This is a genomic window from Winogradskyella sp. HB-48 (assembly GCF_049942685.1).
In the GTDB taxonomy this organism is placed as follows: Bacteria; Bacteroidota; Bacteroidia; order Flavobacteriales; family Flavobacteriaceae; genus Winogradskyella.
In genome coordinates this window covers 1374352-1397806 of record NZ_CP187934.1, presented here as the reverse complement: position 1 = coordinate 1397806, position 23455 = coordinate 1374352, and the positions used below count along the sequence as shown (strand labels likewise).

Genomic DNA, 23455 nt, shown 5'->3' with positions numbered 1-23455 from the left:
ATCTTCCGAATTTAGGATTTTTTAAATAAACACTAAGTCTTTTGCTAGAGAAATTGGAATTTTAAAAGATCTGAATCCTTGACCACGAACACAGAAAAAATATTAACTATAGGCACGTTTGACGGAGTCCATGTTGGACACCAAAAGATAATTAAACGTGTAGTAAAAATTGCCAGTGAAAAAGAGTCTAAACCAGCTGTTTTAACCTTGTTTCCTCACCCTAGAATGGTACTTCAAAAAGATGATAGTATAAAACTTCTTAATACCATAGATGAACGTATTCAGCTCCTTAAGAGTTTAGGAATTGAAGAGGTCATTGTGAAAGAGTTCACCAAAGGATTTGCGAATCTTTCTGCTAAAGATTATGTAAAGCAAATTCTCGTAGATGAGCTTAATACCAAACAAATTGTTATCGGTTACGATCATCATTTTGGTAAAAACCGAAGTGCCAATATTGATAATTTAAAAGTTTTTGCTAGAGAGTATGGTTTTAAGGTTGAAGAAATCTCTGCTCAAGAAATAAAAGATGTTACTGTAAGTTCTACCAAAATTAGAAATGCCCTGAAAAATGGAAATATTGAAGTTGCCAATGCTTATTTGGGTTATGAGTATTTTATTTCTGGTGAAGTGGTAAAAGGAAAAGGCATCGGAAGAACTTTAGACTATCCTACTGCTAATATCCGCATTAAAGAGTCTTATAAGTTAATACCAAGCGATGGTGTTTATGTTGTAAAATCCGAAATAGAAGGTTTCACCATTTATGGTATGATGAATATTGGGACCAACCCAACAGTGAGTGGAAAAGCGAGATCTATTGAGGTTCATTTCTTCGATTTTTATAGCGATATTTATGGAAAATCTTTGAAAATCGAGTTCCTCCATTGGTTAAGAAGCGAACAGAAATTCGAGAACCTTAAAGCTCTAAAAAAGCAGCTCAGCAAAGATATGACAGAAGCTTTGGAGTTTATAAAGTCAGTCAATGCATAAGTTTTTGTTTAAACATATCGATAATTCTGGTCTTATAGTCTTTAGGATTATCTTTGGTTTGCTCTGCTTTTTAGAATCTGTAGGAGCTGTTTTTACAGGTTGGGTAAAAAATACGCTTATTGACCCAAAATTTACTTTTTCGTTTATTGGTTTTGAATGGTTGCAGCCTTTACCTGGCAATTGGATGTATCTTTATTATATCATCATGGGAATTTTTGGATTACTCATTATGGTTGGGTACAAATACCGTTTTAGTATGCTGATGTTTGCTACAATGTGGACAGCAACCTACTTAATGCAGAAAACATCCTACAACAATCATTACTACTTGCTTTTTATTCTGAGTTTTTTAATGGTTTTGATGCCTGCAAACAAATACGCCTCAATAGATGTAAAATTAAACCCTTCATTAAAACGCATTTCAATGCCAGCTTGGTGCAAATGGATTTTTGTAATACAACTGTTTATACTCTATACCTACGCAACAATTGCTAAACTGTATCCAGATTGGTTAGATACGACGTTCATTCGAATATTAATGAAAGGTAAAGCAGATTATCCTTTAATTGGTAGTTTACTACAACAAGAATGGCTTCATTATTTTTTGGCTTATGGAGGTATTTTATTTGATGGATTAATTATTCCTGCCTTGTTATTTAAACCCACTCGAAAATTTGCCTTTTTTGTTTCAATATTCTTTCATTTGTTTAACTCCATTGTCTTACAGATTGGCATTTTCCCTTATCTGGCATTAGCGTTTAGCTTATTCTTTTTTGAGCCAGAACTTATTAGAAACATCTTTCTAAAAAAGAAAAAACTTTACGATTCAAATGAAATTAGCTTACCTAAACACAGTAATGTGTTCATTAGTGCTTTTATTATCTATTTCCTTATCCATATAGCGCTTCCGCTTCGTCATCATTATTTTAAAGACGATGTTCTATGGACTGAAGAAGGCCATCGCCTATCTTGGCGAATGATGCTTCGTGCCAAGAGTGGAACTGCTAGTTATCGAGTCATAGATGAAGCTACTAACCAACAGATCCCTATTAAACTCAATGATTATCTCACCAAAAAGCAACAGCGAGGTGCTAGTACTAAACCAGACATTATTTGGCAATTTGCACAACATGTAAAACAAGATTTTGCTAAAAAAGGAAAGTCGGTAAAAGTCTATGTTAGAGCTTATGTTAGTGTAAATGGTAAACAATCAAAACCTCTTATAGATCCAAATGTTGACCTCGCTAGTGAAGAATGGCATCATTTTAAGCATCACGACTGGATATTGCCTTCCTCGTCGGCAGATAAACCTTCAAAATAGTTTTTATCTGCTTAAATTCTTATTACTTTTGTGCCTTGTTTTTAGTATACCTATAGGTATAAATTCAAATTTTTAGATATGTTACAAGTTACTTTTATTAGAGAGAACAAAGAAGCTGTTGTTAGTGGTTTAGCAAAGCGAAATATCGATGCTACCACGATGATTGACGAAGTTATTGCTTTAGATGAAAATCGTAGAAATCTTCAGACGAAGCTAGATAACATTAAGGCAGAATCTAATTCTTTATCAAAAGAAATTGGCAACTTATTTAAATCTGGAGAGGTTCAAAAAGCGAATGTATTAAAAGAAAAAACAACGCAGCTAAAAGAATCTACCAAGAGTTTAGAACAAGAACTTAATGAAACAGCGGATGCGCTTACTGAGCTGTTATATAAAATTCCAAATGTTCCTCATACTTCAGTACCAGAAGGCAATTCAGATGAAGACAATGAAGAAATATATCGTGAAGGAGACATCCCAACGTTATTTGAAGGTGCTTTGCCACATTGGGAGCTTGCAAAAAAATACGATATCATAGATTTTGAATTAGGCAACAAAATTACTGGTGCTGGTTTCCCAGTTTATAAGGGAAAAGGCGCAAAATTACAACGTGCTCTAATCACTTACTTCTTGGATAAAAATACTGAAGCTGGCTATACAGAGTATCAATTGCCTCATTTGGTAAACGAGGCTTCTGGTTTTGGAACAGGCCAGTTACCAGACAAAGAAGGGCAAATGTACCACGTTACCGCAGACAATCTATACCTTATTCCAACTGCAGAAGTGCCAGGCACAAATTTGTTTAGAGATATGCTTTTAAATGAAAGCGAATTACCGATTGGAATAACTGGATACACTCCTTGTTTTAGAAGAGAAGCAGGTAGCTATGGTGCCCATGTTAGAGGATTGAATCGTTTGCACCAATTTGATAAAGTTGAAATCATAAGGATAGAACATCCTGATCATTCTTATAAAGCTTTTGAAGGCATGATTGATCATGTGAAAAATATCCTCAAAGAATTAAAGCTACCATACAGAATTTTAAGACTATGTGGTGGCGATGTCACTTTTGCTTCTGCACTAACTTACGATTTTGAAGTATTCTCAACAGCTCAAGACCAATGGTTGGAAATTTCTTCGGTTTCAAATTTTGAAACTTTCCAAGCTAATCGTTTAAAATTACGTTTTAAAAACAGTGAAGGCAAGAATGAATTGTGCCATACACTTAATGGAAGTTCATTAGCATTACCTAGAGTTTTAGCAGGAATTTTAGAAAATTATCAAACCGGAGACGGCATAAAAATTCCAGACGTATTAGTACCATACACTGGGTTTGACATGATTCCCTAGTCTTATTTTATCAAAGAATTTTTGACTTATTTGTTAAAATAAAGTGTTTTTTATCGATTTTTTGTGTATTTCTTCGCTTTTTTTATTTATTTTTATCAAGTTAGCAATCCAAATCAAGGATTAGCCTAATTATGAAGAATGTAAAACGCATTGTACTACTCATTGCACTAGTTGTTATGGTAAGCAAGGTTTTTTTCTAACTATTATAAAAGTATTGAAAACACCACGACAAAGTAATTGAATCATATTTATACAAATAATGGTTAATAGCACATTTATTTTGCTGGTCAAAATGCCTAAACCCTACGTTTAGGCATTTTTTTATAATAACATTTACAATAACTAGAAATTGCATTTGTTATATTTACAAAAATGCTTTTTGTGAGGAACTATTTGCTTTTAATATTATTTGTCGTAGGATTTGCTTTTGTCAATGCACAAAATAGCGAAGTGCTTGGCGATAGTTATTATAAAAAAGGGGAATTTAAAAAAGCGTTAGTCATTTACGAAAACCTCAACAAAGAAAAGCCCTATAGCTACACATATCTTTATAAACTCATTGATACACATCAACAGTTAGAACAATTTGACGCCGCACAGGATATTCTAGTTCAGCGTCTAGCAAAATACAGAAATCCAACTTTAATAGTAGAGTTAGGCTATAATTATCAACTTCAGGATAGTCTAAATAAAGCAAAAGTATTATACAAAGAAGCAATTGACTATATAGACGAAAATCCAAACTATATCTTCAGTGTTGCTAGAAAATTTGAAGACCATTCACTTTTAGATGAAGCCATTCAAGTTTATGATAAGGGTAAAGTTTTAACGCCAGACAAAGATTACAGCATTCAATTAGCGAGGATATACGGTGACCAAGGCAACATTGAAAAAATGTTTGAGAACTATATAGATTATATAGCTTACAGACCTAACTATCTTAATAACATTAAACGTGCTGTTAGCGATTTCATTTCAGAAAATAAGGATAATGAAAACAATGTTTATCTCAGACGTTTACTACTGAAAAAAATTCAACAAGAACCAAATCCTTTTTGGTATGAGTTTTTGAGTTGGCTTTATGTACAGGAAAAAGCATATAATAAATCTTTCATTCAGGAAAAGGCATTGTATAAACGTAATCCTGAAAGCCTAGACCGTATTATTGAATTAGCTGTGACTGCATTAGGTGATAATGATAGCGAAACATCTAAGGATATTTTCAATTATGTTTTAGAAACCACCCAAGATGCCTCCACAGCATTAACCGCACATCAGTATATTCTTGAAATTGATACCCAAAACGCAAAGTCCAAAAAAGAACTAGATGTTATCAATGAAGCCTATAATAAACTGTTTGATCAATTTGGGAAGTCTGAACTAACCTTGCCATTACAACTGGCTTATGGTGAATTTCTAGCCTTTCATCAAAAAGATACTGAAAGTGCAACTGCCTTTTTAAGAAAAAGTCTTAAACTAAATATTTCTGAGTTTCAGGAAGCTGAAGTAAAATTACTTTTGGCTGATATTTTAGTATTGCAAGAACGTTTTAATGAAGCCTTAATTTTTTATTCTCAAATTCAATTAAGTCTTAAAAACAGTACCATTTCACAAGAAGCTCGCTTTAAAGTAGCTAAAACCAGTTACTACAAAGGAGATTTTGATTGGGCAGAATCACAATTAAAAATTTTAAAATCTTCAACCTCACAACTTATTGCAAACGATGCTTTGGATTTAAAACTGTTAATCTCAGACAATAAATGGGAAGACAGTACACAAACCGCTTTAAAATATTATGCAAAAGCAGATTTATTTGCATTTCAAAACAAAACGGATGAAGCTATTTCATTGTTAGATAAAATTTTAGAGGAACACAAAGGGGAAAGTATCATAGACCAAACTTTGTTTCAGCAAGCCAAACTTTTTGAAAAGAAAAAGCAATACAATAAGGCTGAAGCCAATTATCTTCAAATCATTAAAGATTACAGCGAAGATATCTTAGCTGACGATGCACACTATTATTTGGCAGAGCTATACAACACGCATTTAGCCAAACCCGAAGAAGCCAAACAGCTTTACGAAAAAATCATTTTCGATTTTGAAGACAGTATCTATTTTATCGAATCTCGAAAAAAGTTTAGGATGCTGAGAGGTGATAGTATTAATTAAAAGTGCATGAAAAGGGTCAAAACTTTTACTTTAATATTGCCCCTCTTATTCGCAATTTTGTTTCAAAATTGCGCATCATTTGATAAAGAATTTGTTAATCCAAATCCTTTAAAAACTCAAAATCTACATAAAATAGAAGGAACATATGATATAGCTAATATAGTTTTCGATAGTATTAAGAATAAAAAAATACCGTATTTCAATACTCACACGAATTTTTTCAAAGAAATTGATCGTAAACTTATAAAAGATACATTAGGCCTAAATAATGCAAACGATTATAAATTTGAATTGAAAATACTCAGCCAAAAAAAAATAAAAATAAGTTATTTAAAAAACGGAGAAATAATAAGGGAAAGGGATATCAAAACTAAACTCAAAAAAGATGGATTTCTTTATTTATCAAATAAAAATCTTCAATTCTTAGGAGTTCCTTATATATTTGGTGCTTTTGATATTAAGAAAACTCGATTAACTCTATCAAAAAACAATAACCTGATTTTTGATGTATCAAATACTAGATCTGGCGCAGGTTTATTAATTGTATTTCTAACTTACAAAGAATGGCAATATAAAAGAGAATATAAACGTATAAGTTTAGATCCCTAAAATTGAATATTGAAATCTATGATCATATACAACGTCACCATAAACATAGACGATTCCGTTCACGATGAATGGTTAGCTTGGATAAAAGAACACATTCCTCAAGTTTTAGCTACAGGTAAATTTGTGGATGCCAAACTCACCAAAGTACTTGTAGAAGAAGACATGGGTGGCACAACCTATTCTGTGCAATATAAGGCGTACTCCAGAGAAGCATTAGATGCCTATTATGCAGAAGATGCCGAGCGCTTAAGAGGCGATGGACTAAAACGTTTTGCAGACAAGATGTTAGCTTTTAGAACAGAATTGGAAGTCATAGATGAATACTCTGTAAATTTCAATTAAGTTTGTCATACCTGCGCAAGCAGGAATCTATAAATTAATAGTTCCGAATCAGTGTCAAACCAAGATCAAGTCAGAGCAAAAAAACATTTAGGTCAACATTTTCTGAAAGATGAAAATATAGCCAGAAAAATTGCGGACACCTTAACCTTTAACTGCTATAAAGATGTTTTGGAAATAGGTCCAGGAATGGGTGTGCTGACAAAATATCTACTCAAAAAAGAGATTACAACTCACGTTATTGAGATTGACACAGAATCTGTTGAGTACCTTAAAAACAATTACCTCAACCTATCAGACAGAATATACGAGAAGGATTTTTTAAAGTACGATTTAACAGAAGTTTTTAAAGACCAACCTTTTGCCATCATAGGTAATTTTCCATATAACATTTCCTCCCAAATTGTTTTTAAAGCCTTGGATATGCGTCATCAAATTCCTGAATTTTCAGGGATGTTTCAAAAAGAAGTAGCACAACGCATTTGTTCTAAAGAAGGTTCAAAAATTTATGGGATTCTATCCGTTTTAACCCAAGCGTTTTATGATGCTGAGTATTTGTTTACAGTACCACCTTCAGTATTTAATCCACCACCAAAAGTGGATTCTGGTGTGCTATTATTAAAGCGAAAAGAAAATTTTACGTTGCCCTGTGATGAAGCTTTGTTCTTTAAAGTGGTGAAAACCGGCTTTCAACAACGCAGAAAAACTTTACGCAATAGTTTAAAAAACTTCAATCTTTCCGATAATTTAAAAGCAAATACTATCTTTGGGCAGCGACCAGAGCAATTAAGCGTTTCACAATTTATTGAACTGACGTTGCTGATAGAAAACGACCAAGATTAAATTTGCTGTCATTTCGAGTGATTTCAAAATATAAATTTTGAAATTGTATCGAGAAACATAAAACCATCACGTGGAAGAAACTCAAGACAACATACAATTTCAACTCACAGATGAGCTTATTGAAAAGGTTGAGATTCTTGTCGAGGACCAAAACGACAAAGAACTCAAATCACTTTTAAGTGAGTTTCACTACGCTGATATTGCTGAAATTCTTGATGAACTTGACATTGATGATGCCATATATGTTATAAAACTTCTAGACTCCGAAACCACCTCCGATATTTTAATGGAGCTTGATGAGGACAATCGTGAGAAAGTTTTAAGAAATCTCTCAGCTAAAGAAATCGCAGAAGAGATTGAAGAGTTAGATACCGATGATGCAGCAGATATCATTGCAGAACTTCCTGAAGAACGACAACTAGCTGTAATTTCTCAGATTGAAGATGAAGACCATAAAGCGGAAATTAAGGAACTCTTGGCTTATGACGAGGATACTGCTGGTGGTTTAATGGCCAAAGAGCTTGTAAAAGTATATAGCACTTGGACAGTTGCCGGTTGTATACGTCGCATTAGAGGACAAGCTAAAGACGTTACTCGTGTGCATTCTATATATGTAGTTAATAGAGATGAAAAACTTATTGGTCGCCTCTCGCTTAAAGATTTAATCACTGCAAAAAGCGACCAAAAAATTGCAGAAATAGCTAATAGCAATGTCGATTGGGCAAATGTTAAAGACGATGTTGAGGATGTGGCAAAAGTTATGGCTAAATACGATTTGGAAGCTATTCCTGTTGTTGATGATAACCAAATCCTTCTTGGACGTATTACCATAGACGATATAGTCGATGTCCTTAAAGAAGAAGCAGATAAGGACTACCAATTAGCTGCAGGTATTACACAAGATGTTGACTCCGATGATAGCATATTAGATCTAACACGTGCTAGACTACCTTGGCTGTTTTTAGGTTTGGTTGGCGGTGTCGGTGCTTACGTGATAATGCATTTTTTTGAAAGTGGATTACCCGAAGAATTTAAGATATTATTTCTATTCGCACCACTTATAGCGGCAATGGCTGGTAACGTAGGTGTACAATCTAGTGCTATCATTGTACAAGGTTTGGCCAATGACGATGTTAAAGGAAGTATCAACAAAAGACTAATTAAAGAAATGCTTTTAGCAGCACTTAACGGTATAATTTTATCTATTTTTCTTTTTGGTTTTGTTGCTATTTTCCAGGGAGATACTTTATTTGCTTTAGCAATTTCAGTATCATTAATTGCTGTTATTATTGTTGCTGGTCTTGTTGGTACATTTATTCCTTTATTTTTAGATAAGAGAGGTATTGATCCTGCTATTGCTACAGGACCTTTCATTACCACAAGCAATGATATTTTTGGAATAATAATTTATTTAATGATTTCAAAATTAATCCTTGGTATCTAATATTTTCTTATAAATAAATACACTCCAAAACTCTATTTTTCAGAACTTTAAAATTTAAAACAAAAAGTTTCTGAAACAAGTTCAGAATGACACCTATGAAGATTCTCCATTTAGATAAAAACCATCCTCTACTTCTTAATCAACTTAACGATTTAGGGTTTACCAATCACGAAGATTATACGTCATCAAAATCTGAAATTGAAGCAAAAATTGATACTTACGATGGCATCATTATTAGAAGCCGATTTACGATTGACCAACAATTTTTAGACGCTGCAACAAATCTTAAATTCATTGGTCGAGTTGGTGCTGGTTTAGAAAATATTGATTGCGACTATGCCAAAAAAAAAGGTGTGTATTTAATTTCAGCACCAGAAGGTAACAGAAATGCAGTTGGTGAGCACGCTTTAGGTATGTTATTGTCACTTTTTAATAAATTGAACAAAGCTGATCGAGAGGTACGACAAGGAAAGTGGCTAAGAGAAGCCAATAGAGGCTTAGAACTCGATGGTAAAACCATTGGTTTGATCGGTTATGGCAATATGGGCAAAGCCTTTGCCAAAAAGCTTAAGGGTTTTGATGTGGAAGTGCTTTGTTATGACATAAAAGATAATGTTGGAGATGAGAATTGTGAACAAGTATCCTTAGAAGAACTTCAGGAAAAAGTAGAGGTTTTAAGCCTGCATACACCCCAAACCGAGTTGACACTAAACATGGTAAATTCAGAATTCATCAATAAGTTTAAAAAGTCGTTTTGGCTTATCAATACAGCTCGTGGTAAAAGTGTAGTGACCAAAGATTTAGTCAACGCACTAAAGTCTGGGAAAATTTTGGGTGCAGGGCTTGACGTTCTGGAATACGAAAAATCATCTTTTGAAAATCTTTTCAGTTCAGATAAGATGCCCGAAGCTTTTGAGTATCTCATTGATGCTGAAAATGTGCTTTTAACTCCTCACGTTGCCGGCTGGACGGTTGAGAGTAACATTAAACTTGCACAAACCATTGTAGATAAAATTAAAGCTAAATTTTGCTAATTTTAAAACATGAAGAAGACCATTCTTGTTTTTGGATTATTAATTCTAGCTATTCTATTGCTATTTCAATTTAGCAAGTATACTATAACTACAGGAGACGTCAGTACAGAAATTGTGGTTTCAGTTATTGCGTTAACCTTCTTCTTTATAGGCATTTTTATCAATAAAAAATCACTTCATAAAAAAGGATCAGATTTAAATGAGGTAGATGAAAGCAGAATAAAAGAGCTGGAGATTACCGCTAGAGAATATGAAGTGCTTCAATATATTTCCAAAGGTCTATCTAATAAGGAAATTGGCGAAAAACTATTTCTCTCTGAAAGTACTATTAAAACGCATGTTTCAAATTTGTTAATTAAACTTAATGCTAAACGTAGAACACAAGCCATTCAAATTGCAAAATCGCTTAAAATCATTTAAAATTACATACTTTTAGACTTTAGTACTACTGTTTTGGTACTTTAGTATGAACCCAAAATTATCTACCCAAGCTACTTTTGCTGTGAACTAAAAAATAGAAAACATGAAAAACACAGTACTTAAATTTGGTGGCTATGGCTTAATACTCGGAGCCGTTATTTTTGGATTTGCACTAACCTTTGGTGGTGGTCTAAGTTACACTACACAAGAAATCATTGGTTATGGTTCAATGGTTGCCTCACTATCCTTTGTTTATTTTGGCATTAAACATTATAGAGACCAAGTTAATGACGGTAAAATAACTTTTGGGAAAGCTCTTTTAATAGGAGTTTTAATTTCTGCTTTGGTTGGTCTTGGTGTTGGCCTTGTAGACTATTTATATACAACTGTTATCAATCCTGATTTTGCAGAAGAGTATTTGGCAAAGACCTTAGAAAGCTACGAAACGCTCTATTCTGGTAAGGAACTTGAAATCAAAAAAGCCGAACTAACTACACAAATGGAAAATTACGGAGGTTCTGGCTTTATGGCCGCACTAATGTTTTTTACAGTGCTAGTCATAGGTTTTATTATATCTTTAATTTCAGGGTTAATCCTTCAAAGAAAATAACGGCTAAATCAATCTAAAAAATGCAATACGACACAACATCACCAGAAGACTATATTAATAGAGTACCAATAGAACGTCAAGAAACCCTCAAAAAACTTCGTAAGGTTATAAAAGATAATTTACCAAAAGGTTTTGAGGAAGGGATACAATACAAAATGATTGGATACTATGTACCTCATTCTATTTACCCAAATGGATACCACTGTGACCCTAAAACACCTTTACCTTTTATGAGTTTTGCTTCTCAAAAAAACTCAGTCAACTTATATCACATGGGCATTTATGCAAAGAAAGAATTACTCGATTGGTTTGTAAGTGAGTATCCCAAGCATTGTAAACGCAAATTGGATATGGGCAAAAGTTGTATTCGATTCAAGAATATGGATGAAATACCATTTGAACTCATTGGCGAGCTCACTAAGAAAATAAGTAGCGAAGAGTGGATAGATATTTACGAATCCGCTTTTAAGAAAAAATAATAGTATAACTTAAAAAAGATTCCTGCCTGCGCAGGAAATGAATATGAAAAAACGAGTAACAGGAATTGGTGGATTATTTTTTAAAACCAAAGACCCACAGGCTTCAAGAGATTGGTATAAAAAACACTTAGGCTTTGATACAGATGCCTATGGTTGTACATTTTGGTGGAAAGACCAACACGGTAACGATTGTTCTACACAATGGAGTCCTTTTTCTGAGGACACTAAATATTATGAGCCTTCTAAAAAAGACTTTATGTTTAACTACAGAGTTGAAAATTTAAAGGATTTATTAGTGACTTTAAAAGAAGAAGGTGTCACAATAGTAGGAGAAATGGAAGAATACGACTACGGAAAGTTTGGCTGGATCCTAGATAATGATGGCAACAAGATAGAACTTTGGGAACCCATAGACCAAGCGTTTAAATGATTCTGTAACAATTTTGACAATTCTCTGACATATACAATAGTACTTGATATGAAAATCAATGAAGTAACTATTTTTTAAAACACTAATTAGAAAAACGTAAGTGCATTTTTATTAACTTTATACTCTAACCAAAACACAAGAAACTATGTCAGACGACAATAAAGATTTAGGCGATGAGCTTAACGATATGATAGGCGACGCTAAAGAAAGTGCAAAAAAAGCTGGCGAAAAAATTAGCCAAAAAACCAACGAATTTAAAGAAGATGCCAAGGAATTTGCAAATGAAGCAAAAGAAAAGGCATCTGAGTTTGCTAATGATGCCAAACAGATGTTAAGCGATGGTAAAAATGTAGCGATTATAGCACATATTACACTTATTGGGTGGATTATTGCTATTGTAATGAACGGTAGTAACAAAACTGAATTTGGATCTTTTTACATAAGACAAATGCTAGGCCTTATCCTAATAAGTGTAGTGACATCATTTATTCCAATAATAAACTTGGTTGCTTGGATACCATTATTGGTTGCTTGGATAATGAGTTTAATCAGTGCATTGGGTGGAGAAATGAAACCTACATGGCTACTAGGTGAACAATTTCAAGATTGGTTCAAAAGCCTTTAAAAAACAAAAACCCAGAATTCAGTTCTGGGTTTTTATTTTAACTTCTGTTTATAATATCAATCACTGCTTGTTAAAGTATGTGTTTTCTTGCAAGTACCAGAGTAACATGAGGAGCAACCACACATCCTCACCACTTCACAACCAGAAAATTCACACCCAGAAGATTCGCATTTACATGTTTCCCCCTCTACTTGAATACCCATATCCGTTCCATATGCTTTTGAACTAATATTAATCCTACCGTCAGTTGTAGTTGCATTTAACATGTAATAAGGCTTTTCACCTTCTTCGGTTTGTGCTTCAATTAGTTTTATGGTACCAAATTGGGTCTTTGGGTCAAGTTCATGGATTTTAATCCAATCATCTTTTAATTTTTTTTCCGTGATTTTTATAAACTCTTTTGTTTTTGAGTCAATATAACCAACATTGTTTTTAAAAGCTTCATCCATAACGTAGCTCTTTTTGGATAGTGCTTTATCATCTACTACTTCATTGGTGTTGTCATCAGAACAAGCTAAAACAGTAATAACTAACAATAAAATTAATGACGATAAAAATTTTTTCATGTCTTTTAAGTTTTTTAACACAAATAATGTGTAACGATTGAACAATAAACTTTGTCTGTAAAGAGTATTCATTATTAATACATGTATTATTTATAAATGAAACTCAGCCATCAAAAAAGGGTTAAGAGGGATAAAACAGTACTGATTTTCTTTTAGATATAGTAATCGATAAAATCTACAGACCAAAAAATTATGCCTTACTTTCTCATTCAAATGTAAAAAAAAAAAAAATGAAAATATTCTATCTTTTGGTTTATTTTTTTGATTTTCAGTTTTTTGCATCAAAAAATTAAACCCGGAATTTAGTTCTGGGTTTGTTTTTTGGTATCTAAGCCATAGTCTAAAGGTAAGGTATCTCCCATACGTTGGCTTCCCATAGCACCATTAAAATAGAGACCTTTTATAGCTGAGTGATTTCCATACTTGTCAACTAAAAAACTATCTACATATACAACCATATCGCTTTGTTCTTTCCTATTATATAAAATTGTTATTTTTTGTTTTAGAGACACTTCTTTAATATCAGTATCTTTTTTTGTTCTTATTCTGAAATACTTATACTCATCTACCTTGAACTTATTATAGTAAATCTCATAGCCTTCTTCTCTCAGCTTTTTATGATATAATGCTTGCATAAAATGCTGTACAGACCCTTTGTAAACCTTTTTACGTGTTTTTTTGACACTCTTTTTCTCAGCATATTCTAGGTCTTTATAAAATGATGTGCCAGCATAAGATAATCTATCTAAAGCAAAATCTTGTGTTTCTAGGTTTGCATAACGGTAATTGGCTTCAAAATCTATCATGTCAAAAGATATCTGGTATTGAAGTGCTTTGTTTTTTATAATGATGGGCACTTCTGCATTGGCATACAATGTTTTTCTCTTTTTATCGTATCTCAATACAATATCATTCTCATTTAAAATTTTGCAGGATCTACCATATTTTGAAGTTCCTAAAAACTCTTTTCTAAAAAATTTGAGTTTTTGTTCCCTAGTTAAACCATCATCAAAATCTATAAATACTTCATCTAGGCTAACATCCGTAGGATTTAGTTTTATAGTGATATCTCTTTTGGTTCTGTAATCTTTGATAATCACTTTTTCATAACCTAAATAAGAAATCACTAAAGGTGATTGAATGGCATTAGAATAATCGATAGAAAAATTACCGTCAGCATCTGTGGTAGTACCAATAGTAGTATTATCAAAATAAACAGCAACTGTTTCTAAAGGCTTATTGGTGGAAGCATCTACAATAGTTCCTTTAAGAGTTTGGGAGAAACAAATCGTTGGAAATAGAAAAAAGAATAAAAGCCTAATCATCATGGTTATCCATGAATTTACGTTCTAGTTCAGCTTGGAATTCTTCCATAACAGGTCTTACTGTACTTTCTGGTAAATCGGCAATTTTTATATACATTAATCCATCAACAGCATTATTGAATAGTGGATCTACATTAAACGCCACAATTTTGGCATTTTGTTTAATGTACTTTTTTAATAAAACCGGTAAGCGTAAAGCTCCTGGTTCTACCTCATCAATTAATTTATCGAGTTTATTTAAATCGGCTTCAGCTTCGTCAAAAACAAATTCTTTATCAGCATCCTTTAACTTTACCTTAAATTCTTTTTTAGGATGAACATATTGCGCTACGTAAGGATCATAGTAGTGCGATTTCATGAACTCAATCATCAAACTTTTTGAAAAATTCGAAAATTGGTTACTAATACTTACACCTCCTATTAAATATTTATGCTCTGGGTAGCGTAATGTAGTGTGTACAATCCCTTTCCAAAGTAAAAAGAGAGGCATTGGCTTTTGCTGGTATTCTTTAATTATAAATGCTCGACCCATTTCTATGGATTGGCTCATCATTTTATACAATTCTGGTTCAAAACGGAACAAATCCTGAAGGTAAAACCCATCTATTCCGTAACGTTCAAAAATCTGTGAACCAAGTCCCATTCTGTAGGCACCTGCAACAATATTTTTATCGCTATCCCACAAAAACATATGGTGGTAATAAGTGTCAAACTTATCTAAATCTGTAGCTTCATTTGTGCCTTCACCTACTTCTCTAAACGTAATCTCCCTTAATCTGCCCAGCTCACTTAAGATATTCGGCATATAATTGGCAGAAGCCAAAAACACTTCGTAGTTTTTACTAACTAATAATCTGCAATCTCTTTCCCTTAGGCCTTCTACCTCAGCAACCATAAGTTCAGTATCTATTGGTGTTACGATACGCTTAGGTGGCTTAGGGACTTTTACAGTAGACTTTATATTGTCTAAAATCTTAGGTTTATCTTCAAAAGTTTTAGAAAGCATGTAGGTTTTTCGTCTTAAGAAGTCTGTAAAATCATTAAGCGTTTCATGTTCTTTTTGGTCACTCACCAAGATTGGCTTACCAATTCTTACGTTAATAGTTCTACGCTTTTGCGTTAGTAATTCTGAAGGTAATTTGGCTGTTCTTAACGTATCGCTAATCTTTGAAAGCCTATAAAACAGTCTACTGTTTTTAGCATGAAAATAAATAGGAACGACTGGCACTTCAGCTTTTTTTATGAGCTTCATGGCAGCTTCTTCCCATGGCCTATCTACCACTAATTTTCCATCTCTATAAGTTGATACTTCACCAGCTGGGAACACACCAAGAGGATGCCCTTCTTTTAAATGTAAAATAGCATTTTTAAAACCTGTAATGCTGCTTTTGGCGTCCTTTCGGTCTTCAAAAGGGTTTACAGGCATTACGTAAGGTTTTAAAGGTTCTATTCGGTGCAAAAGAAAGTTGGCTATAATTTTAAAATCATCGCGTTGCTCAAGCATTAATTTTAAAAGTAAGATACCATCTATTCCTCCAAGTGGGTGATTAGAAATCGTAATGTAAGCTCCATCTTTTGGCAAACGTTTCAAGTCTTCTTCTGGAATTTCAAACTTTATCTGAAAGTCATCTAACAATGCATTCAGAAAATCAAGTTCCGATAAGTGTTTGTTACGCTTATATATTTTATTAATAGTAGAAATTTTCAGTACTTTCATTAAAATCCATCCAAAAAAAGTACCTAAGAAACCATACTTATCTGCATTAATGGCTTTTGCTACCTCTTTAGCTGTTACTAATCCCATATCAGATGATTTCCCCATAAAGCAAATGTAGTAAATGTTATTTAGTTACGATTTGAACGGTTTCTTGTGTTAACTGTTTCAATAACACTATTTTATCTTTTTCAAGCTCTGTTATGGCTTCTTCATTATAGTGCCTTATAGTGTAAAGACTTACATCATCATGGCATATTACATTAAACTTTGCCTTTAAATGCTGTAACAATTTATCACGATTATTATAAATATTGTCTATACATACCGAAAAACTTATGGCTGAATTCTGAATAACATCTACCTTCATCTTGTAAAGGTGGAGTAAACTGAAAATTTCACTGATGTTTTCTTCAACGATATAAGAAAAATCCAATGATGATAATGAAATTAAAATCTGATTTTTCTTAACTATGAAACAAGGTACTTCTGGTTCAATAGCTTTTCCTTTACTTACACAAGTACCTTCTGCTTTTGGATTTAAAAACGATTTTACATACAGCGGAATTTCCTTTTGTTGTAATGGTTGCAATGTCTTTGGATGAATAACAGATGCTCCATAAAATGCCAATTCTATAGCCTCTCGATAAGAAATTTGGTTGAGTAATTTGGCATTTTCAAAATAACGTGGGTCTGCGTTTAAAACACCAGGAACATCTTTCCAAATCGTAACACTTTTAGCATTGAGACAATAGGCAAAAATAGCTGCAGTATAGTCACTTCCTTCTCTTCCTAGGGTTGTAGTAAAATTATTAGGATCACTCCCTAGAAAACCTTGCGTGATATTAAGAACCGATTTATTAAAGTTAGAAGAAATATTTTCTTGGGTTTGGTCCCAATTCACATTAGCTCTTCTGTAGTAGTTGTCAGTTTTTATGTATTCCCTAACATCTAACCAATTATTTTTTAATCCAATTTCATTAAGATAATGGCTTATAATTCTTGTAGATACTAATTCACCAAAGCCAATGGTTTGGTCATAGACATAATTGTAATCTGGTGATTTATTGCTTTTAAAAAACAGATTCAATTCATCAAAAAGTGATTTTACAGCAGAGAAGACCTCGTGTCTTTCGTTATCGAATAAATCTAACAGAATCTCATTATGATATTTAATAACATCATGGATAGAACTTTGTAACTCTCCTTTGTTTTCAAAATAGTTTTTAATAACTACTTCCATAGCATTGGTCGTTTTTCCCATTGCAGAGACAACAATCAACGTGTTTTCATAACCTGTTTCCTTTAAAACCAAAGCTAAGTTTTTTACACCTTTAGCATCTTTTACCGAAGCACCACCAAATTTATAAACGCGCATCACAATTTTTTAAATAGTTTTCAATTCCTTCTTCATCTAACTGAACCACATCCCAATCTCGCATTACATTCGCACCTTTCTTTTCGTAGAATGCTATCGCTGGTTCATTCCAGTCAAGCACTTCCCAACTTATCCGTTTGACTCCAATAGACTTTCCATATTCAACAACTTTATCTAAAAGCTGAGTACCTAGGTTTTTCCCTCTTTGGGATTGACTCACTATAAGATCTTCTAAATGCAAAACTTCGCCTTTCCAAGTAGAGTATCTTTTGTAAACCAAAGCCATACCTTCAACCTTATTGTCTACTTCAATAACAAAACAAGTGAACTTTGGGTTATCACCAAAACCATCGGATTCTAATAAGTCTAAGGTAACCTCTACTGCATTTGGTTGTTTTTCAAAAACAGCCAATTCCTTAATGAGTTCTAGTACTCTTGTCATATCGGCTTTTGTAGCAAGTCTTGGTTGGTTCATTTTTCTTTTTAGAGGATTCAAATATAGTTTAAAATTAGCTGTTTAATTTCATGCTAATTTCTTAAAAAAGACACTTTATCAAATTCTTAACGAGTTTAATCTACGAAAACGTTATAGTTAGTTAAAAAATGCGATATTTGTTGTAACTAAATCAATACTATACCTCATGTCGCAACGCAATCAAACCCTTGGTGAATTTATAATTGAAAACCAAACATCCTTTAAATACTCATCTGGTGAACTTTCTCGACTTATCAATTCTATAAGGTTGGCTGCTAAAGTGGTGAATCATGAGGTAAATAAAGCTGGTTTAGTAGATATTATTGGTGCTGCTGGAGATACTAACATACAAGGTGAAAATCAACAGAAATTGGATGTTTATGCCAATGAGAAGTTTATACAAACTATGACCAATAGGAATATTGTATGTGGTATTGCAAGCGAGGAAGAAGATGACTTTATTACCATTAACAGTCAAGATGAAAATCATCAAAACAAATACGTGGTTTTAATAGATCCTTTAGATGGCTCATCTAATATTGACGTTAATGTATCTGTAGGAACTATTTTTTCAGTTTATAGGCGTGTGACACCTGTCGGCACTCCGGTTCAATTAAAAGATTTTCTTCAAAAGGGGATAAACCAAGTTGCTGCTGGCTATATTATATACGGAACATCAACCATGCTTGTGTATACAACTGGTGATGGTGTTAACGGTTTTACCTTAAACCCAGCTATAGGCTCTTATTACTTATCGCATCCAAATATGCAATTCCCGGAAGATGGCAATATCTATTCTGTTAATGAAGGAAATTATATCCACTTTCCCCAAGGCATAAAAAATTATATAAAATACTGCCAGATGGAAGAGGGAGACAGACCATATACAAGTCGTTATATAGGCTCTTTGGTGTCTGACTTTCATAGAAACATGATAAAAGGTGGTATATATATGTATCCAAAAAGTTCTAAAGCTAGTAATGGTAAACTAAGATTGCTATACGAGTGTAATCCTATGGCGTTTTTAGCAGAACAAGCCAACGGAAAGGCAAGTGATGGTTTTAATAGGATTTTAGAGATACAACCTACAGAACTTCATCAACGTGTACCTTTTATTTGTGGCAGTAAAAACATGGTGGAAAAGGCTGAAGAATTTATGCGTAATGCATAATAAAAAAAGCGAACATTTTTGTTCGCTTTTTTTATTTTTTAAATCCTAGTTATTGGTTCATTTTTTTCATTCTCTCGATAAACTCGTCTAAATCTACTTCATAATGTACCAAAGTCAAAGCCTTATCGGTAATGTATTTTACATTATCTGGATTAAACCCTAACCCTATACAAAGTTTCTCAAGTAAACCTGTTTGATTTGGCCCTTCGATGTGATCAGCCCACACCATGCGTGCCAAATCATACAAACGCTCCAAACGCATATCATACGATGTTGGAGGATTAATTGGGTGACTCTTGTAATCTTTTAAAATCTCTTTGTATTCACTATCTGAGATATCTAATCGTGTTGCCAAACGATCTAAAAATGCTTTCTCAGCTTCATTAATAATTCCATCACTCATTGCTACCCTAACTATTGCAGCAAAGTGATCTTCGTTTCGCCTTTTAAATCCGCTTTCGAACAAATCTGAAATTGACATAATCTATGTATTTATAAGACTACAAATATAGTTTAAACCTTAAGCTTTTGAAATGAAAATCTAAAGATTTTTAAATTGCTAAGGAATGAAAATTAGCATTACGTTTTTTTCATAAAAATTAAACTCTCTTATTCTTTATAAAGGTAATCATCCTAATTTATATGTTGCTTATTTAGGTATTAAAGACATTAGATTTTAAAATTTAAAACAAAACATACCTATATTTGCAAATCACTAAAATAAAGAGAAAATCTAGTGAGTAAAACCCTTATCTCGCAGACATTTTCACAGGCTTTGCAACTGCAAAATCTGCAGAATACTATTGCCCAACCCTTCGACTACGCTCAGGGCAAGACTGCTACTAAAACCCACCTAAAAGGTCTCGTAGGATCTTCTTTTTCTATTGTTGTTTCTGAAGTTTTTAAATCGGCTGAAAAACCATTTTTACTAATTTTTGACGACAAAGAAGAGGCAGCCTATTACCTAAATGACCTTGAACAACTCATTAACGACAAGGATGTACTTTTTTATCCTGGAAGTTATAGAAGGCCATATCAAATAGAGGAAACTAATAACGCCAATGTACTTTTAAGAGCAGAGGTTTTAAACCGCATCAACTCTCGCAAAAAGCCGTGCATTATTGTTACCTATCCAGATGCGCTTTTTGAAAAAGTTGTTACCAAAAAAGAACTAGAGAAAAACACTTTAAAAATCGCAGTAGGCAATGAGCTAGGTATCGATTTTGTTAACGAAGTACTGTTTGAATACAAATTTAAACGTGTCGATTTTGTTACAGAACCCGGTGAATTTTCAGTTAGAGGAGGTATTATTGATGTGTTCTCCTTTTCGCATGACGAACCTTATCGTATTGAGTTTTTTGGTGACGAAGTTGATAGTATTAGAACCTTTGATGTAGAAACCCAACTTTCTACCGAGCGCATCAAAAAAGTGAGCATTATCCCAAATGTTGCCAATAAACAGATTGCTGAACAGCGCGAAAGTTTTTTAAAATACATTTCTAACAATACCATTCTTTTTGCAAAGAATCCAGCATTAATTTTCTCAAGGATTGACGAGTTTTTCGAAAAGGCAGAAGAAGCTTTTAAAAATTTATCTACGGAAATTAAGCATGCCGCTCCTGATGAATTGTTTTGTAATTCCGAATTACTAAAGCGTCAGTTTTTAGACTACAATTTGATTGAGTTTGGTGCTTCGGCTACGCTCAGGAACCAAGACAATTTAACGGTCACTGAGCGAAGTCAAAGTGAGAGAGTAATTCAATTCAATACAAAACCTCAACCTTCATTTAATAAGCAGTTCAACTTACTAATAGAAGATTTAAATGAAAATCACACTAACGGTATTACCAATTATATTGCTTGCGTAAGTGAACAACAAGCTAAACGTTTTCACGACATTTTTGATGATGCCGAACAGGATGAAATTCATTACAAAACTGTTGTACTGTCCCTTTATCAAGGTTTTATTGATGAAGAACATGGCATAGCTGTTTATACAGATCATCAGATTTTCGACCGTTATCATAAGTTTCATCTTAAAAATGGCTACGCTAAAAAACAAGCCATTACCCTAAAAGAACTAACCAATTTAGAAATTGGTGACTATGTCACTCACATAGACCATGGTATTGGTAAATTTGGAGGGCTTCAAAAAATTGATGTTGAAGGAAAAAAACAAGAAGCCATTAAATTGGTTTATGGCGAACGTGATGTGCTATACTTAAGCATACACTCCTTACATAAAATTACCAAATTTAATGGTAAGGATGGTAAACCACCTAAGATTTATAAACTTGGTAGCAGTGCTTGGAAAAATCTTAAACAAAAAACCAAATCGCGTGTTAAGGAAATTGCTTTCAATCTTATTAAACTTTATGCCAAACGAAAACTAAAAAAAGGGTTTCAGTATGCGCCAGACAGTCATATGCAGTTAGAGCTAGAGGCATCCTTTATATATGAAGACACACCAGATCAAACCACCTCAACGGCTGACATAAAAGCTGACATGGAAAGCGAGCGACCTATGGATCGATTAGTATGTGGTGATGTTGGTTTTGGCAAAACCGAAGTTGCCATAAGAGCAGCTTTTAAAGCAGTAGATAACGGGAAGCAAGTTGCAGTTTTAGTACCTACAACAATATTGGCTTATCAGCATTATCGCACGTTTAAAGAGCGTTTAAAAGATTTTCCGGTTACAGTAGATTATGTCAATCGTTTTAGAACGGCCAAGGAAAAACGTGAAACTTTAGAGAATCTCGAAAAAGGAAGTTTAGACATCATTATTGGCACACATCAACTCGCTAATAAAACGGTGAAGTTTAAAGATTTAGGACTGCTCATCGTGGACGAAGAGCAAAAGTTTGGAGTTGCTGTAAAGGAAAAACTCAAAACCATAAAAGAAAATGTTGACGTACTCACTTTAACCGCAACACCTATACCACGTACGCTGCAATTTAGTTTAATGGCAGCACGCGATTTATCAGTCATTACAACTCCGCCACCAAACCGTTATCCTATTGAAAGTCATGTGATTCGTTTTAATGAAGAAACGATAAGGGATGCCATTAGCTATGAGATTCAGCGTGGTGGACAAATATTCTTTATTCATAATCGTATAGAGAACATCAAAGAAGTGGCTGGTATGATTCAGCGTTTAGTGCCAGATGCTAAGATTGCTATTGGTCATGGTCAGCTTGATGGTAAAAAACTAGAACAATTGATGTTGGCTTTTATGAATGGTGAATTTGATGTTTTAGTCAGTACAACCATTGTAGAAAGTGGTTTGGATGTGCCAAATGCCAATACTATCTTTATTAATAACGCCAATAATTTTGGCTTAAGTGACTTGCACCAAATGCGAGGTCGTGTGGGTCGTAGTAACAAAAAGGCATTCTGTTATTTTATCACACCAGAGTATTCTGCGATGACTACGGAGGCTCGCAAACGTATTCAGGCCCTGGAGCAATTTACTGAACTTGGAAGCGGCTTTAATATTGCCATGAAGGATTTGGAAATTCGTGGTGCTGGTGATTTGCTTGGTGGTGAGCAGAGTGGTTTTATCAATGATATCGGTTTTGACACCTATCAAAAAATATTAAACGAAGCCATTGAAGAACTTAAAGAATCTGACTTTGCCGATTTATATAAAGATGATGGCAAACCAAAACAATATGTAAAAGATATTACTATTGACACTGATTTTGAATTGCTTTTCCCAGACGACTACGTTAACAACATAACCGAACGCTTAAATCTTTATACCAAACTCAACGAAATTAAATCGGAAGAAGAGTTACAAAAATTTGAATCTGAAACCATAGATCGTTTTGGTGAAATGCCAACACAGGTTGTGGATTTGTTTGATAGTGTAAGGTTAAAGTGGGTTGCCACTAAAATGGGGCTTGAAAAAGTCATCATGAAAAAAGGGAAACTCATAGGCTATTTTGTTCAAGATCAGCAAAGTAAGTTTTACCAAAGTGACGATTTCTCAAAAGTTTTACAGTTTGTGCAATTGAATGCCTCAAAATGTCAAATGAAAGAAAAGCAAACCCGAAATGGTTTAAGATTATTACTTACTTTTGAAAATATAAAAAGCGTTTCGACAGCATTAAAGGTTTTAAAACCTATTATGGCGTAATTGTTGATGCCTAAATGCGTAAATAAAT

The 23455-nt window shown here is 33.5% G+C and carries 22 protein-coding genes; 16 read left to right on the top strand and 6 right to left on the bottom strand.

Features of this window, described 5'->3' with window-relative positions; translation table 11 throughout:
* The first annotated feature begins 78 nt into the window (after nt 1-78).
* The 14 genes from ACPX19_RS06170 to ACPX19_RS06105 all read left to right on the top strand — a co-directional run bounded on the left by ACPX19_RS06170 (nt 79) and on the right by ACPX19_RS06105 (nt 12660).
* Nucleotides 79-987, top strand: a complete 909-nt coding sequence (locus ACPX19_RS06170) for a bifunctional riboflavin kinase/FAD synthetase (RefSeq protein WP_426432135.1) — start codon at nt 79-81, stop codon at nt 985-987.
* Nucleotides 980-2308, top strand: a complete 1329-nt coding sequence (locus ACPX19_RS06165; RefSeq protein ID WP_426432133.1) for an HTTM domain-containing protein — start codon at nt 980-982, stop codon at nt 2306-2308. The genes ACPX19_RS06170 and ACPX19_RS06165 overlap by 8 nt, the downstream gene beginning before the upstream one ends.
* Before the next feature lie 78 nt (nt 2309-2386).
* Nucleotides 2387-3658: a serine--tRNA ligase gene (gene serS / locus ACPX19_RS06160; protein WP_426432132.1), complete on the top strand. Its 1272-nt coding sequence runs from the start codon at nt 2387-2389 to the stop codon at nt 3656-3658.
* 381 nt (nt 3659-4039) lie between these two features.
* A complete protein-coding gene (locus ACPX19_RS06155; RefSeq protein ID WP_426432131.1) occupies nt 4040-5827 on the top strand; it encodes a tetratricopeptide repeat protein in 1788 nt (595 codons plus the stop codon).
* A 6-nt stretch (nt 5828-5833) separates the two neighbouring features.
* Complete coding sequence (locus tag ACPX19_RS06150) at nt 5834-6436, top strand: hypothetical protein (protein WP_426432129.1); 603 nt, start codon at nt 5834-5836, stop codon at nt 6434-6436.
* Between the two features lie 18 nt (nt 6437-6454).
* Nucleotides 6455-6778: a DUF4286 family protein gene (locus tag ACPX19_RS06145; protein WP_426432128.1), complete on the top strand. Its 324-nt coding sequence runs from the start codon at nt 6455-6457 to the stop codon at nt 6776-6778.
* A gap of 51 nt (nt 6779-6829) precedes the next feature.
* The gene (gene rsmA, locus ACPX19_RS06140; protein WP_426432127.1) at nt 6830-7618 is read left to right on the top strand and encodes a 16S rRNA (adenine(1518)-N(6)/adenine(1519)-N(6))-dimethyltransferase RsmA; all 789 of its coding nucleotides are present in this window, start codon (nt 6830-6832) and stop codon (nt 7616-7618) included.
* A 70-nt stretch (nt 7619-7688) separates the two neighbouring features.
* Nucleotides 7689-9062, top strand: a complete 1374-nt coding sequence (gene mgtE, locus ACPX19_RS06135) for a magnesium transporter (RefSeq protein WP_426432125.1) — start codon at nt 7689-7691, stop codon at nt 9060-9062.
* A 95-nt stretch (nt 9063-9157) separates the two neighbouring features.
* Complete coding sequence (locus ACPX19_RS06130) at nt 9158-10096, top strand: 2-hydroxyacid dehydrogenase (protein ID WP_426432123.1); 939 nt, start codon at nt 9158-9160, stop codon at nt 10094-10096.
* 9 nt (nt 10097-10105) lie between these two features.
* Nucleotides 10106-10516 (top strand): response regulator transcription factor, encoded by a 411-nt coding sequence (locus tag ACPX19_RS06125; protein WP_426432122.1) that lies wholly within the window; start codon nt 10106-10108, stop codon nt 10514-10516.
* Between the two features lie 103 nt (nt 10517-10619).
* A complete protein-coding gene (locus ACPX19_RS06120; protein WP_426432121.1) occupies nt 10620-11126 on the top strand; it encodes a DUF4199 domain-containing protein in 507 nt (168 codons plus the stop codon).
* 20 nt (nt 11127-11146) lie between these two features.
* Complete coding sequence (locus ACPX19_RS06115; protein ID WP_426432119.1) at nt 11147-11605, top strand: DUF1801 domain-containing protein; 459 nt, start codon at nt 11147-11149, stop codon at nt 11603-11605.
* 43 nt (nt 11606-11648) lie between these two features.
* Nucleotides 11649-12035: a VOC family protein gene (locus ACPX19_RS06110; protein ID WP_426432118.1), complete on the top strand. Its 387-nt coding sequence runs from the start codon at nt 11649-11651 to the stop codon at nt 12033-12035.
* A 145-nt stretch (nt 12036-12180) separates the two neighbouring features.
* Nucleotides 12181-12660, top strand: a complete 480-nt coding sequence (locus ACPX19_RS06105) for a YtxH domain-containing protein (protein WP_426432117.1) — start codon at nt 12181-12183, stop codon at nt 12658-12660.
* Nucleotides 12661-12716: 56 nt separating this feature from the next.
* On the opposite strand, the gene ACPX19_RS06100 is transcribed toward ACPX19_RS06105, so the two are convergent.
* The 5 genes from ACPX19_RS06100 to ACPX19_RS06080 form a co-directional block, all read right to left on the bottom strand.
* Complete coding sequence (locus ACPX19_RS06100) at nt 12717-13226, bottom strand: hypothetical protein (RefSeq protein ID WP_426432116.1); 510 nt, start codon at nt 13224-13226, stop codon at nt 12717-12719.
* Nucleotides 13227-13528: 302 nt separating this feature from the next.
* On the bottom strand, nt 13529-14554 hold the full coding sequence (locus tag ACPX19_RS06095; RefSeq protein ID WP_426432114.1) for a carboxypeptidase-like regulatory domain-containing protein: 1026 nt from the start codon (nt 14552-14554) through the stop codon (nt 13529-13531).
* The gene (locus ACPX19_RS06090) at nt 14544-16373 is read right to left on the bottom strand and encodes a GNAT family N-acyltransferase (RefSeq protein ID WP_426432113.1); all 1830 of its coding nucleotides are present in this window, start codon (nt 16371-16373) and stop codon (nt 14544-14546) included. Before ACPX19_RS06090 ends, ACPX19_RS06095 begins: the two co-directional genes overlap by 11 nt.
* Before the next feature lie 19 nt (nt 16374-16392).
* Nucleotides 16393-17643, bottom strand: coding sequence for an aspartate kinase (locus tag ACPX19_RS06085; RefSeq protein WP_426432112.1), 1251 nt, complete (start codon nt 17641-17643; stop codon nt 16393-16395).
* Complete coding sequence (locus ACPX19_RS06080) at nt 17630-18118, bottom strand: GNAT family N-acetyltransferase (RefSeq protein ID WP_426432111.1); 489 nt, start codon at nt 18116-18118, stop codon at nt 17630-17632. The genes ACPX19_RS06085 and ACPX19_RS06080 overlap by 14 nt, the downstream gene beginning before the upstream one ends.
* Before the next feature lie 166 nt (nt 18119-18284).
* On the opposite strand from ACPX19_RS06080, the gene fbp reads away from it, so the two are divergent.
* A complete protein-coding gene (gene fbp / locus ACPX19_RS06075) occupies nt 18285-19289 on the top strand; it encodes a class 1 fructose-bisphosphatase (RefSeq protein ID WP_426432109.1) in 1005 nt (334 codons plus the stop codon).
* 49 nt (nt 19290-19338) lie between these two features.
* Here fbp and ACPX19_RS06070 read toward each other — a convergent pair whose 3' ends face one another.
* A complete protein-coding gene (locus ACPX19_RS06070; RefSeq protein ID WP_426432108.1) occupies nt 19339-19770 on the bottom strand; it encodes a TerB family tellurite resistance protein in 432 nt (143 codons plus the stop codon).
* A 255-nt stretch (nt 19771-20025) separates the two neighbouring features.
* On the opposite strand from ACPX19_RS06070, the gene mfd reads away from it, so the two are divergent.
* On the top strand, nt 20026-23427 hold the full coding sequence (mfd, locus tag ACPX19_RS06065; RefSeq protein ID WP_426432107.1) for a transcription-repair coupling factor: 3402 nt from the start codon (nt 20026-20028) through the stop codon (nt 23425-23427).
* The last annotated feature ends 28 nt before the right edge of the window (nt 23428-23455 follow it).

Excerpts from the sequence above, each read along its gene's own strand:
- ACPX19_RS06130 (WP_426432123.1), top strand. The coding sequence starts at position 9,158 with ATGAAGATTCTCCATTTAGATAAAAACCATCCTCTACTTCTTAATCAA.
- fbp (WP_426432109.1), top strand. The coding sequence starts at position 18,285 with ATGTCGCAACGCAATCAAACCCTTGGTGAATTTATAATTGAAAACCAA.
- ACPX19_RS06125 (WP_426432122.1), top strand. The coding sequence starts at position 10,106 with ATGAAGAAGACCATTCTTGTTTTTGGATTATTAATTCTAGCTATTCTA.
- ACPX19_RS06100 (WP_426432116.1), bottom strand. The coding sequence starts at position 13,226 with ATGAAAAAATTTTTATCGTCATTAATTTTATTGTTAGTTATTACTGTT.
- ACPX19_RS06110 (WP_426432118.1), top strand. The coding sequence starts at position 11,649 with ATGAAAAAACGAGTAACAGGAATTGGTGGATTATTTTTTAAAACCAAA.
- ACPX19_RS06115 (WP_426432119.1), top strand. The coding sequence starts at position 11,147 with ATGCAATACGACACAACATCACCAGAAGACTATATTAATAGAGTACCA.
- ACPX19_RS06095 (WP_426432114.1), bottom strand. The coding sequence starts at position 14,554 with ATGATGATTAGGCTTTTATTCTTTTTTCTATTTCCAACGATTTGTTTC.
- ACPX19_RS06145 (WP_426432128.1), top strand. The coding sequence starts at position 6,455 with ATGATCATATACAACGTCACCATAAACATAGACGATTCCGTTCACGAT.
- ACPX19_RS06085 (WP_426432112.1), bottom strand. The coding sequence starts at position 17,643 with ATGCGCGTTTATAAATTTGGTGGTGCTTCGGTAAAAGATGCTAAAGGT.
- ACPX19_RS06120 (WP_426432121.1), top strand. The coding sequence starts at position 10,620 with ATGAAAAACACAGTACTTAAATTTGGTGGCTATGGCTTAATACTCGGA.
- ACPX19_RS06150 (WP_426432129.1), top strand. The coding sequence starts at position 5,834 with ATGAAAAGGGTCAAAACTTTTACTTTAATATTGCCCCTCTTATTCGCA.
- ACPX19_RS06165 (WP_426432133.1), top strand. The coding sequence starts at position 980 with ATGCATAAGTTTTTGTTTAAACATATCGATAATTCTGGTCTTATAGTC.
- serS (WP_426432132.1), top strand. The coding sequence starts at position 2,387 with ATGTTACAAGTTACTTTTATTAGAGAGAACAAAGAAGCTGTTGTTAGT.
- ACPX19_RS06080 (WP_426432111.1), bottom strand. The coding sequence starts at position 18,118 with ATGAACCAACCAAGACTTGCTACAAAAGCCGATATGACAAGAGTACTA.
- ACPX19_RS06090 (WP_426432113.1), bottom strand. The coding sequence starts at position 16,373 with ATGGGGAAATCATCTGATATGGGATTAGTAACAGCTAAAGAGGTAGCA.
- ACPX19_RS06105 (WP_426432117.1), top strand. The coding sequence starts at position 12,181 with ATGTCAGACGACAATAAAGATTTAGGCGATGAGCTTAACGATATGATA.
- ACPX19_RS06070 (WP_426432108.1), bottom strand. The coding sequence starts at position 19,770 with ATGTCAATTTCAGATTTGTTCGAAAGCGGATTTAAAAGGCGAAACGAA.